Source organism: Bacillus sp. EB106-08-02-XG196, from assembly GCF_013396335.1.
Taxonomy (GTDB): Bacteria; Bacillota; Bacilli; order Bacillales; family Cytobacillaceae; genus Neobacillus.
On the sequence record NZ_JABWSY010000003.1, the window covers coordinates 195,819 to 212,692 of the forward strand.

General features: G+C 37.2%; 19 protein-coding genes and 1 tRNA gene. 14 read left to right on the forward strand and 6 right to left on the reverse strand.

All coding sequences use genetic code 11. The features are described 5' to 3' along the window. Positions 1-26: 26 nt before the first annotated feature. Positions 27-1,361, forward strand: coding sequence for a type I glutamate--ammonia ligase (glnA, locus tag MLOOGBEN_RS06790; protein ID WP_179157494.1), 1,335 nt, complete (start codon positions 27-29; stop codon positions 1,359-1,361). Between the two features lie 92 nt (positions 1,362-1,453). Here glnA and MLOOGBEN_RS06795 read toward each other — a convergent pair whose 3' ends face one another. Continuing rightward, positions 1,454-1,738 (reverse strand): DUF4257 domain-containing protein, encoded by a 285-nt coding sequence (locus MLOOGBEN_RS06795; protein ID WP_179157495.1) that lies wholly within the window; start codon positions 1,736-1,738, stop codon positions 1,454-1,456. A 170-nt stretch (positions 1,739-1,908) separates the two neighbouring features. Further along, positions 1,909-2,532, reverse strand: a complete 624-nt coding sequence (gene lexA / locus MLOOGBEN_RS06800) for a transcriptional repressor LexA (protein WP_179157496.1) — start codon at positions 2,530-2,532, stop codon at positions 1,909-1,911. 157 nt (positions 2,533-2,689) lie between these two features. Between lexA and yneA the strand changes: the two genes are divergently transcribed. From yneA to MLOOGBEN_RS06845, 9 genes are all read left to right on the forward strand, one after another. Further along, on the forward strand, positions 2,690-3,013 hold the full coding sequence (yneA, locus tag MLOOGBEN_RS06805) for a cell division suppressor protein YneA (RefSeq protein WP_179157497.1): 324 nt from the start codon (positions 2,690-2,692) through the stop codon (positions 3,011-3,013). 9 nt (positions 3,014-3,022) lie between these two features. Beyond that, a complete protein-coding gene (locus tag MLOOGBEN_RS06810; RefSeq protein ID WP_179157620.1) occupies positions 3,023-3,679 on the forward strand; it encodes a YneB family resolvase-like protein in 657 nt (218 codons plus the stop codon). 132 nt (positions 3,680-3,811) lie between these two features. Beyond that, positions 3,812-4,042, forward strand: coding sequence for a DUF896 domain-containing protein (locus MLOOGBEN_RS06815; protein ID WP_179157498.1), 231 nt, complete (start codon positions 3,812-3,814; stop codon positions 4,040-4,042). Positions 4,043-4,222: 180 nt separating this feature from the next. Further along, on the forward strand, positions 4,223-6,226 hold the full coding sequence (gene tkt, locus MLOOGBEN_RS06820; protein ID WP_179157499.1) for a transketolase: 2,004 nt from the start codon (positions 4,223-4,225) through the stop codon (positions 6,224-6,226). A gap of 257 nt (positions 6,227-6,483) precedes the next feature. Continuing rightward, entirely contained in the window at positions 6,484-6,924 is a 441-nt protein-coding gene (gene sirA, locus MLOOGBEN_RS06825; protein WP_179157500.1) for a sporulation inhibitor of replication protein SirA, read from the forward strand. Between the two features lie 77 nt (positions 6,925-7,001). Continuing rightward, positions 7,002-7,223 carry a YneF family protein gene (locus MLOOGBEN_RS06830; protein ID WP_095251700.1) on the forward strand — a complete coding sequence of 74 codons (222 nt, stop codon included), beginning with the start codon at positions 7,002-7,004 and terminating at the stop codon, positions 7,221-7,223. Between the two features lie 177 nt (positions 7,224-7,400). After that, complete coding sequence (locus MLOOGBEN_RS06835) at positions 7,401-7,865, forward strand: hypothetical protein (RefSeq protein WP_179157501.1); 465 nt, start codon at positions 7,401-7,403, stop codon at positions 7,863-7,865. A gap of 164 nt (positions 7,866-8,029) precedes the next feature. After that, positions 8,030-9,781 carry an ABC transporter transmembrane domain-containing protein gene (locus MLOOGBEN_RS06840; protein WP_179157502.1) on the forward strand — a complete coding sequence of 584 codons (1,752 nt, stop codon included), beginning with the start codon at positions 8,030-8,032 and terminating at the stop codon, positions 9,779-9,781. 1 nt (position 9,782) lies between these two features. Beyond that, positions 9,783-11,576 carry an ABC transporter ATP-binding protein gene (locus MLOOGBEN_RS06845; RefSeq protein ID WP_179157621.1) on the forward strand — a complete coding sequence of 598 codons (1,794 nt, stop codon included), beginning with the start codon at positions 9,783-9,785 and terminating at the stop codon, positions 11,574-11,576. 42 nt (positions 11,577-11,618) lie between these two features. Here MLOOGBEN_RS06845 and MLOOGBEN_RS06850 read toward each other — a convergent pair whose 3' ends face one another. Next, entirely contained in the window at positions 11,619-11,798 is a 180-nt protein-coding gene (locus tag MLOOGBEN_RS06850; protein WP_179157503.1) for an aspartyl-phosphate phosphatase Spo0E family protein, read from the reverse strand. A gap of 273 nt (positions 11,799-12,071) precedes the next feature. Here MLOOGBEN_RS06850 and MLOOGBEN_RS06855 point away from each other — a divergent pair, with 273 nt between their 5' ends. After that, positions 12,072-12,779, forward strand: a complete 708-nt coding sequence (locus tag MLOOGBEN_RS06855; protein WP_095251695.1) for a cytochrome c biogenesis CcdA family protein — start codon at positions 12,072-12,074, stop codon at positions 12,777-12,779. Positions 12,780-12,845: 66 nt separating this feature from the next. Then, positions 12,846-13,313, forward strand: a complete 468-nt coding sequence (locus MLOOGBEN_RS06860; RefSeq protein ID WP_179157504.1) for a CcdC family protein — start codon at positions 12,846-12,848, stop codon at positions 13,311-13,313. 60 nt (positions 13,314-13,373) lie between these two features. Here the strand turns inward: MLOOGBEN_RS06860 and MLOOGBEN_RS06865 are convergent, their stop codons facing one another. Both MLOOGBEN_RS06865 and MLOOGBEN_RS06870 read right to left on the reverse strand, forming a co-directional pair. Continuing rightward, positions 13,374-13,856: a hypothetical protein gene (locus MLOOGBEN_RS06865; RefSeq protein WP_483296379.1), complete on the reverse strand. Its 483-nt coding sequence runs from the start codon at positions 13,854-13,856 to the stop codon at positions 13,374-13,376. Between the two features lie 80 nt (positions 13,857-13,936). Further along, complete coding sequence (locus MLOOGBEN_RS06870) at positions 13,937-14,365, reverse strand: DUF2621 domain-containing protein (protein ID WP_179157505.1); 429 nt, start codon at positions 14,363-14,365, stop codon at positions 13,937-13,939. Positions 14,366-14,583: 218 nt separating this feature from the next. Here MLOOGBEN_RS06870 and MLOOGBEN_RS06875 point away from each other — a divergent pair. Then, a tRNA-Sec gene (locus MLOOGBEN_RS06875) sits at positions 14,584-14,680 on the forward strand. A 769-nt stretch (positions 14,681-15,449) separates the two neighbouring features. On the opposite strand, the gene MLOOGBEN_RS06880 is transcribed toward MLOOGBEN_RS06875, so the two are convergent. After that, positions 15,450-15,737: a DnaB-like helicase C-terminal domain-containing protein gene (locus MLOOGBEN_RS06880; protein ID WP_179157506.1), complete on the reverse strand. Its 288-nt coding sequence runs from the start codon at positions 15,735-15,737 to the stop codon at positions 15,450-15,452. Positions 15,738-15,940: 203 nt separating this feature from the next. Between MLOOGBEN_RS06880 and MLOOGBEN_RS06885 the strand changes: the two genes are divergently transcribed. Beyond that, positions 15,941-16,858 (forward strand): ArsR/SmtB family transcription factor, encoded by a 918-nt coding sequence (locus MLOOGBEN_RS06885; RefSeq protein WP_179157507.1) that lies wholly within the window; start codon positions 15,941-15,943, stop codon positions 16,856-16,858. The last annotated feature ends 16 nt before the right edge of the window (positions 16,859-16,874 follow it).

Consider the following 16,874-nt stretch of genomic DNA (forward strand, 5'->3'; position numbering starts at 1 on the left):
TAAAAAACTATTTGGGGGTAATAAGAATGGCAAAGTTTACAAGAGAAGATATTAAGCGTTTGGCACAAGAAGAAAATGTTAAATTTATTCGTCTACAATTCACTGATATTTTAGGAACAATTAAAAACGTTGAGATTCCAGTTAGCCAATTAGAAAAGGCTTTGGATAATAAAATGATGTTTGACGGATCTTCTATCGAAGGTTTTGTACGTATTGAGGAATCTGATATGTACTTATATCCAGATTTAAATACATGGGTGGTATTCCCTTGGACAGCTGAAAAAGGAAAAGTAGCTCGTTTAATTTGTGATATTTATACTGCAGAAGGTCATCCATTTGATGGTGATCCACGTAATAACTTAAGAAGAGTATTGAGAGAAATGGAAGAGCTTGGATTTACAGACTTTAACTTAGGGCCTGAGCCAGAATTCTTCTTATTTAAATTAGATGAAAAAGGTGAGCCAACACTAGAGTTGAACGACCAAGGCGGATACTTCGACTTAGCGCCAACAGATTTAGGAGAAAACTGCCGTCGTGATATCGTGCTAGAACTAGAAGAAATGGGCTTTGAAATTGAAGCTTCTCACCATGAAGTAGCACCAGGTCAACATGAAATTGACTTTAAATATGCGGATGCTTTAACAGCATGTGACCAAATTCAAACATTCAAATTAGTAGTAAAAACGATTGCTCGTAAGCACGGTTTACATGCAACATTCATGCCAAAACCATTATACGGAGTAAATGGTTCTGGAATGCACATGAATCTTTCATTATTTACAAATGGCAAAAATGCATTCTACGAGCCAACTGGCGACTTAGAAATGAGTGATGCAGCTCGTCAATTCATTGCTGGAATCTTAAAGCATGCACCAAACTTTACAGCTGTAACAAACCCAACTGTAAACTCTTATAAGCGTCTAGTTCCTGGCTACGAAGCACCTTGTTATGTTGCATGGTCTGCTAGAAACCGTTCACCATTAATTCGTATTCCTGCTTCCCGCGGTTTAAGTACTCGTGTAGAAGTAAGAAGCGTTGACCCAGCTGCAAACCCATATCTAGCAATGGCTGTTCTATTAAAAGCTGGTTTAGATGGAATTAAGAATAAAATGACTCCTCCAGCTCCAGTTGACCGTAACATCTATGTGATGAGCAAAGAAGAAAGAATCGAAGAAGGTATCATCGATCTTCCTGCAACACTAGCTCAAGCATTAGATCAATTGAAGTCAGATGAAGTAATCGTATCTGGATTAGGAGAGCACATCTTCGAACACTTTATCGAAGCAAAAGAGATCGAGTGGGATATGTTCCGTACAACTGTACATCCTTGGGAACGCGATCAATACATGAGCATGTACTAAAAGTAAGTAACCCAGTATTGACAAAAAGAATTCCCAGCAAAAATTAAGAGACCCAGTGTGGATATAATCCATACTGGGTTATTTTGTTTCTTTTATTTTTCACTTTTTTCATTTAGTAATTTAAACTTGGTTAGAATAATATCGCTGCTAATCCCTACAAGTACCGATACTAAAATATTCTCAACTAATGAATTGGGAGTTGTGTAAATCACCACGAGGAGACAAGCAACTAAGCACAGAAGTATTTCTTCTAGAAAACCTAGGTAAATAAACTTCTTTGTTTTACGAGGCATGATGATTTTTCCGTGCTTTCGTACATGACTGATAATTCCTACTGATCCACCAATAACCATTGAGAAAATAATGTCCTTCAACACTGTTTTCCACACTCCTTAAGCCCAGATTTTTTGACCTAAGGTAAATCTTGGTGTATTACCATTATACTAATAGTGGTAACCACATAAAATGAGTAAAAATACACATTTTTGTATAATTTACCAAAAATAAACATAAAAAAGAGCAGATTTACAACATCTGCTCTTTTTAATTAATGAATATGACGGTAAACTCCGATAACTTTTCCTAGGATTGAAACATTTCTTAGAATAATCGGATCCATGGTTGAGTTTTCTGGTTGTAAACGAATGAAATCTTTTTCTTTAAAGAATCGCTTACAAGTGGCCTCATCTTCGTCTGTCATAGCAACGACGATATCACCATTATTCGCATTTTGCTGCTGTCTTACAATCACGTAATCTCCATCAAGAATTCCGGCTTCTATCATACTCTCACCCATGATTTCTAGCATAAATACTTGCTCATCGGCAGGCGCTAGACTTTCAGGCAGTGGAAAATACTCTTCTACGTTTTCAATGGCGGTTATTGGCAGACCAGCAGTTACTTTACCGACAATCGGCACATTGACGACATTGTTTCTTGGGATATTCAAAGTTTCATCTGCTTCTAGTATTTCGATTGCTCTCGGTTTTGTCGGATCTCTTCTAATTAGTCCCTTGCTCTCTAAACGTGCTAAATGACCATGGACAGTAGAACTAGAAGCAAGCCCAACCGCTTCTCCGATTTCTCTTACGGATGGCGGATACCCTTTTTTCTTTACTTCCCCTTTAATAAAATCAAGGATATCCTGCTGGCGCTTAGATATTTTTGTCATTATAGATACACCTCGCCCTATTTAATATTTAAATTAATTATAGCATGTTCGTATTTTTTATACAAACATAAGTTCGAATTATTGTTGACAACAAACAAACGTTCGGATTATAATAAAAACAAATAAACGAACATATATTCTGAATAGGGGTTTTGTTATGAAGAAAATAATAGAAAAATACTCTTATGCAATATTATTAATTATCTTAAGCTGTTCATTAGCTTTTATTTTATCCTTACGTTTCAATTCTAACGTGGAAGAGAAGTTCGTAACTATTATGGTTTCAGAAGGTGATTCACTTTGGAAAATCTCTACTCAATATTCGAATCAGCATTCTTACTCCAATAATGAATTTGTCAGCTGGGTTAAGCAGCATAACAATATCGAAGGGGATAGAATTTATCCTGGCGATGAAATCACAATCCCTGTAAACCTTGAAGCTGGATCTTTAACTGAATACGCCAGCGCTGGAGGGGAGTAAAGGCAGATGGTGAATGCTGTCATATATTGTCGGGTAAGTACAAATAAAGATACCCAGGAAACATCATTAAAGCGTCAAGAAGAGGAACTTATAAAGCTAGCGGGTCAATATCATTTTAGTGTGGTATCCATTATTAGAGAGCAAGCAAGTGGTTATGACCTAGATAGAGATGGAATGCTGCAGCTATTGGATTTGTTGAAAGAAAAAACAGTACAAGCAGTTTTAATTCAAGATGAAACGAGGCTTGGACGAGGAAATGCGAAGATTGCTCTCTTGCATTTTATAATGAAAGAGGGTGTTAAGCTGTATAGTATCTCTCATAATGGAGAGCTGCAGTTATCTGAAAGTGATTCCATGGTACTAAATATAGTAGGTATGGTTGAAGAATATCAGCGTAAGCTTCATAATATTAAAATCAAGCGTGGAATGAAAAGAGCTATTGCTCATGGATATAAGCCTGAAAAGAATCTTAAAAATCTCGAATCGAACTCGGGACGGGAAAAAATAGAAGTTCCCATTGAAGAGATAGTCCGTCTTAGAAAAAACAAATTAACTTTTTCGGAGATTGCTGCTACTTTAAGGGGTTTTGGGTACAATATTTCAAAAGCAACTGTTCACAGACGCTATCAAGAATCTCAACTAACTATCGAATCAGAAGAGCAGTAGACCATTTGCCTTGTCAGATGGTCTATTTTTTAGTAAAATCAGTCTTTAAGTAATTACTGTGATAAAGCTTATTGTTGTCACTCTAATGATCGAAGCGGATATCAACAGACAAGTTTGAAAGGAGGGTTCTTCATGCTCTCGAAAGAAAAAATGGCAAGAATCAATGAGTTAGCCAGAAAAGCCAAAGCAACTGGTTTAACAGAAGTAGAAGCGAAGGAACAATCAAAATTAAGAAGCGAGTATTTGACCACTTTCCGCAGTTCTATGCTGGATACATTAACCAATACCAAAATCATCGATCCAGAAGGAAATGACGTAACACCTGAAAAGATAAAAGCGCGAAAAAAATATAATCTTCATTAATTTGGAAAACATTTTGTTTTCCTTTTTACATATTACACCCTCTAGAGTGCTAAAATAAGAAAATAAAAGTTATTTAATTTGTTTAGTACTCAAATTAATTGTTGAATTAGTACCATAAGAACTATAATATAATAGTTGTTATTATTTTTTTATCCTAGTGGATCAGGAGTGATTTAATTAATGTTTAATACTATTGATGATTTGTCAGTAACCTCTATTCGTACGCTTTCTATTGATATGATTGAAAAAGCAAATTCAGGGCATCCTGGAATGCCAATGGGTGCTGCACCGATGACCTATGCGTTATGGACACGTTTCATGAACCATAATCCGAAAAATCCAGAGTGGTTTAACCGTGACCGTTTTGTATTATCTGCAGGGCATGGATCTGCATTATTATACAGCATGCTTCATTTGTCAGGTTATAAGCTAACAATGGATGATTTAAAACAATTCCGCCAATGGGGAAGTAAAACTCCAGGACACCCAGAGTATGGTCATACGGATGGGATAGAAGCAACAACTGGTCCACTTGGACAGGGAATTGCAATGGCGGTCGGAATGGCGATGGCAGAACGACATACAGCTAGTGTTTACAATAAAGAAAATTATGAATTAGTAAACCATTTTACATATAGTATTTGTGGGGATGGAGATTTAATGGAGGGTGTTTCAGCAGAGGCTGCATCGCTTGCTGGACATTTAAAACTTGGACGTTTAGTAGTTTTATACGATTCCAATGATATTTCACTTGATGGTGATTTAAATAAATCCTTCTCTGAAAGTGTAAAAGATCGTTTCACTTCTTACGGCTGGCAATACGTTCGCGTGGAAGACGGAAATAATCTTGAAGAAATTGCTAAAGCGCTAGAAGAAGCTAGAAATGATCTTGATCGACCAACGATGATTGAAGTTAGAACAGTTATCGGTTATGGTTCACCAAACCGTGCTGGAACTTCAGGTGTTCATGGTTCACCGCTTGGAGCAGATGAGTTAAAGCTGACAAAAGAAGCTTATAAATGGACATTTGAAGAAGATTTCCACGTACCAAATGAAGTTTACCAAAACTTCCAAAACCTAATCGTTGAAAATGGTGTGAAAAAGGAAAAAGAATGGAACGACCTTTTTGCACAATATAAAAATGAATATCCTGAATTAGCTAGTCAATTAGAAAAAGTACTGAAAAATGAATTGCCAGAGGACTGGGATAAAGATATTCCAGTATACAGCGAAGGTAAAGCACTAGCAAGCCGAGCATCATCAGGTGAGGCACTAAATGGCATTGCGAAAAACTTACCAATCTTTATCGGTGGTTCAGCTGACCTTGCTGGTTCTAATAAAACCATGATCAAAGGTACAGGAGATTATGCGCCAGGCAACTACGATGCTAGAAATATTTGGTTTGGTGTTCGTGAATTTGCAATGGGTGCTGCAATGAATGGGATCGCCTTACATGGTGGAGTGAAAATTTTTGGCGGAACATTCTTCGTGTTCTCTGATTACCTACGTCCTGCTATCCGCCTTGCTGCTTTAATGGGCTTGCCAGTAACATATGTATTTACACATGACAGTATTGCTGTTGGAGAAGATGGACCGACTCATGAGCCTGTTGAACAACTTGCTGCGCTGCGTGCAATGCCTGGTCTTTCTATTATTCGCCCAGCAGACGGTAATGAGACAGCTGCTGCATGGAAGCTTGCGGTTGAGTCAACAAACAAACCTACTGCCTTAGTGTTAACACGTCAAGATTTACCAACACTTAAGGATACAGATAAAAATGCATATGAAGGAGTTTCAAAAGGTGCTTATGTTGTATCACCTTCTGAAAGAGAAACTCCAGATGCACTTTTACTTGCAACTGGTTCAGAGGTAAGTTTAGCGGTTGAAGCACAAAAATCATTAGCTGGTGAAGGTATTCATGTTTCTGTTGTAAGCATGCCATCATGGGATCGCTTTGAACAACAATCACAGGAATATAAAAACTCAGTTCTTCCAAAGAATGTGAAAAAACGTCTTGGAATTGAAGTTGGTTCTTCATTTGGCTGGCACAAATACACAGGTGATGAAGGAGACGTCCTAGCAATTGATACATTTGGGGCTTCTGCACCTGGAGAGAAAATTATGGAAGAATACGGCTTTAGTGTAAGTAATGTGGTTGCACGTGTTAAAGCACTTCTTCAATAATAAATAGATGATTTCAAAGGGAGCGACGTCATGTCGTTCTCTTTTTTGCTTTTCTACTATATATATATATATATGAACATTAGATGAATGATTTGAAATACTCAAGACATTCCAATTATTAGTTGGATATAATAAAATTTGTAAGAATCATATGGATTCGACAATAATAGTGATATTTTTTGCCGGTATAAGACAAATGTTTTGATAGTGATTCATTATAATTGATAGAAAGGGTATTCAACGAAGGAGAGATCGTGGTGAGGAATTATCAGCTTTATCTAATAGAAGATGAATTTGCCGCCCATTACTTCGGAAGAGAGCGTATGTTTTTTCAGCTTTTTAAGGAACATCATAAAGCAGACGGTGAACTGAAATTTATAACTAATAAGCAGGTTTCTTATATAACAAAGTCATTAGAGGTTTTGAAATTACATCAGTTAATTCAAAAACAACTTGGAAAAAAGAAAGGTTTTCTGGCTGAACATGGTACATACTCCATTGAATTAAGTGGAAAACTAAGTACAGCGAAATTAAGAGTCTTCCAAGATTTAATTACAATTGAGGCTTCCGGCAGTTATGAAGCCGAAACGATTTTCTTTGAAGTGCTTAGAAAATGTGAATCATCCTTTATGGCTTTAGATCTTGATCATCAGCGGTTTGGTTGGTTAAAGCCTATTAAAGAAAGAAAATATGTCTAATCTTTTAAAAGAGAATATTGTATATTCCCTTTTTATTTAGTACACTGTATGATAGACAACATGAAGGAGGAAGTTTAATGGGTACAGGTTTATGGATTCTAGTTGTTGTACTAGCATTAGTAGCTGGTGTAGCTCTAGGATTTTTCATTGCTCGTAAATACATGATGAGCTACTTAAAGAAAAATCCGCCAATTAATGAACAAATGTTAAAAATGATGATGATGCAAATGGGTATGAAGCCTTCTCAAAAGAAGATCAACCAAATGATGTCTGCTATGAATAAACAGCAAGGCAAATAAATAAAAAGTCAAAAAACCACTTATTTTTGAAAATTATCAAAAGAAGTGGTTTTTTTTATTTGAAAATAGGAATTTTTCGAAAAGTGTTATATTTAGTTGTTCTATTGAAAAAAGGAATAATAAGGTTCATACTAGTTACGCTAAGCAAGGAACAACAGAATGAAGGAGCCATACTACATGAAAAAAGTTTTATCACTTATTTTAATTCTACTTTTAGCTTTAACAGCATGTGGAACGCAAGAAAAAGAAGAAGCAGCTACTCCTGAAGAGAATCAAACAGAAGAAGGTACAAACGCTGCAAAAGAAAACACAAATACTAGAGAGCTGACAGCTGAGGATGAGAAATTCGCGGAATTAATCCTTGCTAAAGATTACGAAGCGGTAGTAAAAGAAACAGGTTCATTAAAGAGTGAATCGCAGAAAGATTTCTACTACCTTGCATCTGCTTTTATTAAAAACAATGAAATTCAAACAAAGACATACGACCCGAATGAGCCCAATGCCATTTTAACTGATCATAAGGTTATCAAAAATTATTTAAACAGAGTGAAGTTTGTACCAGATAACATTAAGGTTCAAGTAGATGAATTAAGAACAGCTGCCGAGGAGAAATTGGCTGAGTTAGAAAAAGAAGCAGAATAATTTAGGAAAAGCACTCATAAAAAATGAGTGCTTTTTTCATACAGAGACTGGGTGTCTAAATCTTTATTATTTTTATAATATTTGGTAAAATAAATCTTCGGGTGAGTAAAAGATTTTTTAAAATAATAAAAAGACAAGTTGAATCATTTTTCGGGGGAATGATTATGAAAGTATTTTTAGATTTAGGCTGGTTTTTTAAACAAGAGAAAAAAGCTTACATATTTGGAACCGTTATCTTATTGTTTGTAGCACTGCTACAACTTGTGCCGCCAAAGGTCATTGGGGTCATTGCCGACCATATTAATAACGGAACGATGACGAAAGGTATACTCCTTGAATGGATGGCGGTATTAGTCGGGGCAGGACTCGGTATGTATGTCTTGAGATATTTTTGGAGAATTATGATTTTTGGTTCGGCGGTCAAACTTAGCAAACAGCTAAGAAATCGCTTATATCAACACTTTACAAACATGTCGCCATCGTTTTATCAGAAACGAAGGATTGGCGATTTAATGGCGCATGCGACAAATGATCTGCAAGCCATACAACAAACGGCTGGGGCAGGAGTCCTAACATTGGTTGATTCTCTTTCAACAGGTGGATTTGTGATTCTGGCCATGGCATTTACGATTAGCTGGAAATTAACCTTGATATGTTTAATCCCAATGCCTTTTATGGCTATTCTTACAAGCTGGTTTGGTACGATGCTGCATCGAACCTTCCACAAGGCACAAGAAGCCTTCTCAGATTTGAATGATAAAACACAGGAAAGTATTTCTGGGATTAAGGTCATTAAAACCTTTGGTCAGGAAAAGGAAGACATAGAGGATTTTAGCAAGCAATCACAGGATGTAGTCGAAAAGAACATCGTGGTAGCAAAAATAGATTCATTATATGATCCAACGATTTCAATTATTGTAGCTATTTCCTTTTTCTTAGCCATCACCTTTGGTTCCAAATACGTATTGGCTGGGGAGTTAACGATTGGCGAATTAATTGCCTTTACCACCTATTTAGGACTATTAATATGGCCAATGTTGGCATTTGGCTGGTTATTTAATATCGTTGAACGAGGTCGTGCTTCGTATGACCGTGTAGCCGCACTGCTCCGTGAAGAATCTGATATTACAGATCGAAGTGATGCATTAGAGATCGTTCCTAGCGGCGATATCCACTATGATATTGAGAAATTCACTTTCCCAGGTGAAAAAGTACCAATGTTAAAGAATATCAGCTTCACTCTTAATAGAGGAGAGACACTAGGGATTGTCGGGAAAACAGGGGCTGGTAAAACAACACTGTTAAAGCTGCTTATTCGTGAATTTGAGGACTATGAAGGGGGAATTACCTTCGGCGGTCATACACTTCAAGAATATAAATTGGAAAAACTACGTGAAGTGATTGGCTATGTTCCACAAGACCATTTCTTGTTTTCTGCGAGTGTCGCTGAAAATATCGCCTTTACGAACCCTCATGCTCCTAAAGAAGATATCTTTGGTGCAGCAAAGCTGGCCAGTATTCATGATGATATTCTTCAATTTACAGAAGGCTATCAAACGGTTGTGGGCGAAAGGGGAGTATCCTTATCTGGCGGTCAGAAACAGAGGATTAGTATTGCACGTGCGCTGTTGATGAATCCAGAAGTGTTATTGTTAGATGATTCCCTCTCTGCCGTCGATGCAAAGACCGAGGAGGCGATTCTTTCGGCATTAAGAAAGAATCGAGAAGGGAAAACGACGATTATTACCTCTCACCGCTTGAGTGCGATCCAGCACGCAAACTTAATTCTTGTGCTTGATAATGGCGAGGTCATTGAAAGAGGGACACATGAAGAATTAATGGCAGCACATGGCTGGTATAAGGAAATGTATGTACGTCAGCAGCTAGAGGAGTTGGTTGAACATGGGGGACATTAAAATGGAAGAAACAGCACAGCTGACTGAAAAAGAACAAAAAAGAGTTTTATATCGCCTGCTATCTTATACAAAACCACATAAAAAGGACTTAATCCTAGCATTCAGCCTATTAGTGTTAACAACGCTAGGAGAGTTAGCATCTCCGATTCTAGTAAAAATCTTTATTGATGATTACCTTACACCAGGAAATTTGGTTTTTCAGCCACTGGTTATCCTAGGGGCAAGCTATCTAGGGATTCAAATGATAAAATCCCTTTTGTTGTTTTTTCAATTAGTTAAGTTTCAGGAAATTGCTTTAAAGATCATTCAACAGCTTCGAATTGATATTTTTACAAAGGTGCAATCATTAGGTCTTAAGTATTTTGATCAAACGCCGGCGGGAAGTATTGTTTCAAGGGTGACAAACGATACCGAGGCTATTAAAGATATGTTTGTCACTGTCCTATCGACTTTTATCCAAAGCGGATTTTTACTAACCGGAATTTTCATTACAATGTTTATCCTAGATGTAAAGCTGGCATTATTCTGTCTTATTTTTATTCCATTAATCCTTCTCGTCATGAGTTTATATCGGAAATTTAGTTCCCGTTTTTATTTGGAAATGCGTGAAAGACTTAGCCAATTAAATGCTAAACTAAGTGAATCCCTGCAGGGTATGAGTATTATTCAAGTATTTCGTCAGGAAAAAAGACTTCGTAAAGAGTTCGAAGACATCAATGATAATCACTATGATGCGGGAATGAAGAACATTAAGATAGATGGATTATTGCTGCGTCCTGCAGTTGATTTAATTTTCATTTTAGGATTAATCATTGTTTTAAATTATTTTGGTATTACTTCATTGGACAGTCCAGTAGAAATCGGTGTGTTATATGCTTTTGTTAATTATCTGGAGCGGTTCTTTGAACCAGTAAATAACATGATGATGAGGCTATCGTTGTACCAGCAAGCAATTGTTGCTGGAGCACGTGTCTTTAGAATCTTGGATAAGCAGGAATTGGCACCTGGACAAAATAATGAAAGTAATTTATCGATTGAAAAAGGAAGAATTGAATTTAAGAATTTAACCTTTTCCTATGATGGCAAGCGGGATGTTTTGAAAAATATATCCTTTACAGCAAATCCTGGAGAAACCGTAGCACTCGTTGGTCATACAGGAAGTGGGAAAAGTTCGATTATCAATCTATTAATGAGATTCTATGAATACGAAAAGGGCGATATCTTAATTGATGGTCAGTCCATCCGTCATTTTTCCAAGGATGAATTACGTGAAAAAATGGGGCTTGTCCTTCAAGATCCGTTTTTATTTTACGGAAGTGTAAGAGATAATATTACGCTTCATAATCATCATTTAACAGATGAACAAGTAGAGGCAGCAGCTCAATTTGTTCAAGCGCATACCTTTATTGAAAAGCTGGAATATTCCTATCATCATAAAGTAGTGGAGAGAGGATCTACGTTTTCTAGCGGGCAGCGTCAATTAATTGCGTTTGCAAGGACCATTGCCGCTAATCCAAAGATTCTCGTCCTCGATGAGGCAACGGCAAATATTGATACCGAAACGGAGGAAAACATTCAAACAGCTCTTTCCAAAATGAGAAAGGGGCGTACGACAATTGCTATTGCCCACCGGTTATCTACGATACAAGACGCGAACTTAATACTCGTTTTACATCAAGGAGAAATTGTTGAAAGAGGCACACATCAAGAGTTATTGGCACTAGGCGGACTTTACCATAAAATGTTCCTGCTGCAAAATGGGGCTTTGGAACGTTTAGAGGATATCATGCATTAAGGACAAAAAGAAAAATCCTGGTTATTAGCCAGGATTTTTGCATTAGAGACTCGCCACTTGGCGAGTTTTCTTTATATATTTTCGATTATATTCATTTAAAAGATGGTCTAGTTCTTGACTATAGCGAATAGCGATGGAGGAAGTCAGGCCGTTTGTGACCGCGACTTGAATTAATTCAGCACGCTTTTTCTCAATCAATACAATTAGATCTTGTTTGATCATTGCCGTGGTCCTTTCCGGAGAAACTCCAATAATAGAAAACATTGATAGTTATTCTCTACCAATGTTTTACTAGTATAACCTAAGTTGGGAATAAATCCAAGATATTTGTAAGAAAATATCCATCTAATACAGGGAAATGGTAGAAACATAGGAAGGTTTTTGAAGGAAATGATATTTGACTCTTAGAGACACAAAATATTCATGTTAACCATTATCATTTAGTGGAAATGTTTGATAAAATGATAAGGTATCGACTATAGTGGGAGTGTTAATATGACTGATGTAAATATATTTTTAGCTTTAGGTGCCGGTTTCCTAAGTTTTATTTCACCATGCTGTTTACCGCTTTACCCTGCATTTCTTTCCTATATCACTGGGATGTCTGTAGGAGAGTTAAAAACTGAAAATGCCATGCTTCAAAAACGAAGTCTTCTACATACAATCTTTTTCCTTTTAGGATTTTCGGCTATTTTTATCGCAATTGGTTTTGGTACTTCTTTTGTTGGAAGCTTTTTCCTTGAGTACAAAGATCTCATTCGTCAGTTAGGCGGAATATTTATCGTTCTTTTTGGACTAATTATTGTCGGTGTATTTAAACCTGAGTTTTTGATGAAGGATCGGAAATTAGAATTTAAAAATAGACCATCAGGCTTTTTTGGTTCAGCACTTATTGGGATGGCCTTTGCGGCTGGCTGGACTCCTTGTACGGGTCCGATTCTTTCGGCGGTAATCGCCCTTGCGGCGACAAATCCAGGTTCTGGTGTACTCTACATGGTTGCATATTCACTTGGATTTGCGATACCGTTCCTAATCCTATCTTTCTTTGTTGGCCGTATGAAATGGATTCGCAAAAACAGTGGAAAGATTGTTAAAATCGGTGGTTATCTTATGATTGTCATGGGTATCGTACTTTTCTTTGACTGGATGACAAAAATTATTACGATTTTCTCCGGTATGTTTGGTGGTTTTACAGGCTTCTAAACATTAGAAGGATATAGTAAAATATGAATTTCGAGCTTTATTTTAAGGAATTAGGGGTTGAAACCTATGAACTTTGTTGTTGTTTCTTCAATCGGTGCGGTTTTTATGGGGATTTTTGCTTTATTCGTCCGCATGAAGGCCGCTAAGAAGCCTACAAATGTAAAGAAAATTATCCTGCCGCCAGTCTTTATGTCGAGCGGGGCATTAATGTATGTAGTACCTCAATTTAGATTAACTCCTCTGGAAATAGTTGAGGTAGTAATTGTAGGGATGCTTTTTTCCATCCTGTTAATTAAAACCTCTAAATTTGAGATTCGCGAGAACGAAATCTATCTAAAACGATCCAAAGCATTTATGTACATTTTAGTTGGACTATTAGTTGTGAGGTTAGCTTTGAAATCGATTTTAAGTACAACGATTGATTTTGGAGAGCTAAGCGGTATGTTCTTCTTGGTTGCTTTTAGTATGATTGTACCATGGCGGGTAGCGATGTATCTCGATTATAAAAAGCTATACAAACAACTTCGTAGCTAACACTAATACTGTCATGGTATTGAAAAACGCTCAGGGTACAAAGTACTCTGAGCATTTCTTTTAATATCGATATCTTCTAATTTTATCAAACAAATACTGTACACCATATAAAATATACGCTTTATAGTGTAAGTAAATGAAAAACTGAACATGATTTAATCGACCTAGACTGATGATTTTAAGCTTTTTAAGGATATCTATGATAAGGAAAGCAAAGGCGCCATCAGAAATCACGTTAAATAACACAAATTTCTTAAAGTTTCCATATGAAAGTTTAAGCAGCCACATCGAGAGTGGCATATAAGGGCCTACACTAAAAGGAAGCTCATCCCTCATGAAGGATTTTCGTTTGTCGTAAAACTTCCACCAATTCCGCTTGTGTCCATATAGATGATTAATGATTTCAAAAATAACAATAAAAACTCCTGAAAAAGAATACCGTTTAAAATCACGCTTTCCTATAAATAATAATGACATCCACGGAATCAATATTAACAATAGATTAAATATCTTGTGCCTTTTTGTTGCCATACGTTTTGCCATTTGTTTCACCCCAACCTACGATTTGACTCTTTTTTAAAATATCCAAAATCATAAAAAAAAACCGCCAAAAATTGGTCGGTTTAGAATAAATGCTCATAAGGAGCTACATCAATTCTATTTTCAAATAGCTTTTTACGTAAAAACTTATGATCCCTTTTCGGCGTTGCTTGAATGTAACCGCGGATGACAAGTTCTTCCGTTATTCTTGATACCTTCTCATTAAGCGCAAGTTCGCCAATCTTTCCTGCGATTTTATGTCTAGCGACATCACGGAAAAGCTCAGGAACAGGGCTAACTAAATCTTCTAGAAGTTGTTTTTCTTCCTCGCCCCATAAATGACGAGTCTGATTAACATAGTGTTCTTCCCAGTCCATCACGGATTTGCCATCTTCTTTCGGCATTTTCTTGAGAAATTTCCGAAACATAAAAAATCCGCCAATCGCCATTAAACCTGCAAATGCAAAAATCCATATTAATATAAACCATAAGAACCAACCTGTGAGCTGCATTGATTTCACCTACACGATACTATTTTCATCTATCTATTATAGTCTGAAATAAGGTGAAAAGACAAGTTATCACCTTTATTATCAAGGAAGTAGCCATCCTCAAAGAGAGTTGCAAAAGTTGTCGAAAAAATGACAAAATCCCCAACTCTATTGATTATTACTATATTCCATTGTATTATGATTACAAATAGGAATTACCTTTTTACTATAATAATGATGGGGCTGAATGGGGTACTGGTGTCCTCCACAGTCTTCAAAACTGCTTGAGACCTGCGTGCCAGGTCTGGTGGGTTCGATTCCCACGCAGTCCCGCCAACTATTCAATAATGACGCTATTTCTACGGTGATTGATACCGTGATGTGAACGTTGATAGGTTTCGTTCCATTACAAAGTTTTCGCCCAGTTTCACGAAAGACTGTGAAAGTTAATAGTTCGTCCTCTTACGCAGATTTTATACTGTCGGAAGGGGATTTTTTATTAGGCGTAAAAATTTAACAAGACGAAAGAGAACTGTTACCAACAGGATGCTCTTCACCATAAATATACAGTTTTCTGGCATGGACTTTATCTATTTTAAGGAAAGACTCTTGAACAAAAAACGAGTAAGGCTGCGTCGGTAGTACTTTTCGGATAAGGGAGGAGGGTCGAATAACCCGACATAAAAAAGATGTTTTCAACATATTTATCAACAATGAGAGGATAAAGAGGTGAAAACATGTTACGCAATATTGGCATTAAATTCATCTGGTTTCTGTTCAGAAGTACGATTTTTGCGACCTTTATCGGATATGTCCTGTATAAGACTGGCCTCATATCATTTCCAGGTATCCACAAATCACAAAAAGCACTGAATAGTAAAGAGTGTAATCGAAATAGAAGAGTTGGTAGAATTCGAGTTACTTAGAGATATCTCGATCATAACTGTAAACGTTTAGATGCTCAGATCTTCATTTATTTTTTAATAGATAAATACTTTTTAGGGCAAGCAGTAGGGATAAACTGCTTGCCTTTGTTACGATGTTCCCAAAAGATGGTTTTTATTACGGTAACCATGGTTAAGTAATGATTGAAAACGGAATTTGTCTACACCTGATAATCCCGAAATCGGCTATAGTTCTTCTCAAATGCGAGTTTAATAACGCCAACCGGACCGTTTCGGTGCTTGGCAATATTGACATTAATCAGTTCACTTTGATTCGGACTCATTGATTCATGATCATCCCGGCTTAGTAGCATAATCACATCTGCATCCTGCTCAATACTGCCCGAATCCCTTAAATCAGACATTACCGGTCGTTTGTCTGCCCGCTGCTTCACACCTCTTGATAACTGGGACAACAGGACGATTGGAACCTCGTATTGTCTGGCCATTTGCTATACTAATCACCCCACGGTTAGTATGAATTGAGCAATCAATTTTGTACATCTTTATTCAAGCATGATTGTACATATTTAAATTAGCATTCCTACATAACCATAAATAGCGCTTTTTTATTTGCTAAGACGAGAAAAACAGATATCTTTGAGTTGTTTATGGTAAGATGTTTTCAAAGTGATTGAAGAGAGGGACGTAAATGAGGACGTTGCAATTAACTTTGGAGGAGGCCATAGAGGTATGTAAGGCTCTTTCTAATGAGCATCGGATGGAGATTTTAAAGGTTCTTTCACAGGGGCCGATGAATGTCAATGAGCTTGCGGATATGATGAGTCTGCCGTTTTCGACTGCTGCTGTGAATATTAAAAAGCTGGAGGATGCGGGACTTATTTCAACGGAATTGATTCCGGGGCGGGGCATGCAGAAGGTCAGTTCAAAAAAATATGATCGGATTGTCATCAACCTGCGGCGGGAAGAGCCATTGAATAAGAACATCATCTCCATCGATATGCCAATAGGGGAGTTTGCTGATTGTGAGGTCGAATCTACCTGCGGGCTTGTGAGTGAAATGGGAATGATTGGCATGCAGGATGAACCAAGGGCATTCTATGAACCTGACCGGAAAAAGGCTGAGCTGCTGTGGTTTCGTAAAGGATATGTGGAATATCGTTTTCCTAATCGAATTCCATATGGAGCCGAAGAGGAAAGCCTGGAGGTTGTCGCTGAAGTCTGTTCAGAGGCACCTTACCACAAACTAGATTGGCCATCAGATATTACCGTTTGGATCAATGATCAGGAAGTGGGAACCTGGACTAGCCCTGGTGATTTTGGCGGGGAAAGGGGTTTTCTAACACCGGATTGGTGGCTTACCGAAAATACTCAATACGGCCTGCTAAAAACGTGGAGTATCAATCGGAAGGGAAGTTTTATAGACGGAGTGAAACAATCAGATGTAAAGATAACGGAGCTGGGGCTTCAATCAAAGCCTTATATTTCTGTGCGGTTTGGCGTGAAAAAGGATGCTGTCAATGCCGGCGGAATGAATTTATTCGGACACCGCTTCGGTAATTATGAACAAGGGATATTGATGAAGCTGCATTATTCTAATAAACCATAAACATGAAAACTGGATC

Bases quoted from the DNA above. Each gene is read 5' to 3' on its own strand.
- lexA (WP_179157496.1), bottom strand. From the start codon at position 2,532: ATGACAAAAATATCTAAGCGCCAGCAGGATATCCTTGATTTTATTAAA.
- MLOOGBEN_RS06815 (WP_179157498.1), top strand. From the start codon at position 3,812: ATGCTCTCGAAAGAAAAAATGGCAAGAATCAATGAGTTAGCCAGAAAA.
- glnA (WP_179157494.1), top strand. From the start codon at position 27: ATGGCAAAGTTTACAAGAGAAGATATTAAGCGTTTGGCACAAGAAGAA.
- tkt (WP_179157499.1), top strand. From the start codon at position 4,223: ATGTTTAATACTATTGATGATTTGTCAGTAACCTCTATTCGTACGCTT.
- MLOOGBEN_RS06830 (WP_095251700.1), top strand. From the start codon at position 7,002: ATGGGTACAGGTTTATGGATTCTAGTTGTTGTACTAGCATTAGTAGCT.
- yneA (WP_179157497.1), top strand. From the start codon at position 2,690: ATGAAGAAAATAATAGAAAAATACTCTTATGCAATATTATTAATTATC.
- MLOOGBEN_RS06860 (WP_179157504.1), top strand. From the start codon at position 12,846: ATGAACTTTGTTGTTGTTTCTTCAATCGGTGCGGTTTTTATGGGGATT.
- MLOOGBEN_RS06855 (WP_095251695.1), top strand. From the start codon at position 12,072: ATGACTGATGTAAATATATTTTTAGCTTTAGGTGCCGGTTTCCTAAGT.
- MLOOGBEN_RS06880 (WP_179157506.1), bottom strand. From the start codon at position 15,737: ATGGCCAGACAATACGAGGTTCCAATCGTCCTGTTGTCCCAGTTATCA.
- MLOOGBEN_RS06845 (WP_179157621.1), top strand. From the start codon at position 9,783: ATGGAAGAAACAGCACAGCTGACTGAAAAAGAACAAAAAAGAGTTTTA.
- MLOOGBEN_RS06835 (WP_179157501.1), top strand. From the start codon at position 7,401: ATGAAAAAAGTTTTATCACTTATTTTAATTCTACTTTTAGCTTTAACA.
- MLOOGBEN_RS06840 (WP_179157502.1), top strand. From the start codon at position 8,030: ATGAAAGTATTTTTAGATTTAGGCTGGTTTTTTAAACAAGAGAAAAAA.
- MLOOGBEN_RS06870 (WP_179157505.1), bottom strand. From the start codon at position 14,365: ATGCAGCTCACAGGTTGGTTCTTATGGTTTATATTAATATGGATTTTT.
- MLOOGBEN_RS06885 (WP_179157507.1), top strand. From the start codon at position 15,941: ATGAGGACGTTGCAATTAACTTTGGAGGAGGCCATAGAGGTATGTAAG.
- MLOOGBEN_RS06865 (WP_483296379.1), bottom strand. From the start codon at position 13,856: ATGGCAAAACGTATGGCAACAAAAAGGCACAAGATATTTAATCTATTG.
- MLOOGBEN_RS06850 (WP_179157503.1), bottom strand. From the start codon at position 11,798: ATGATCAAACAAGATCTAATTGTATTGATTGAGAAAAAGCGTGCTGAA.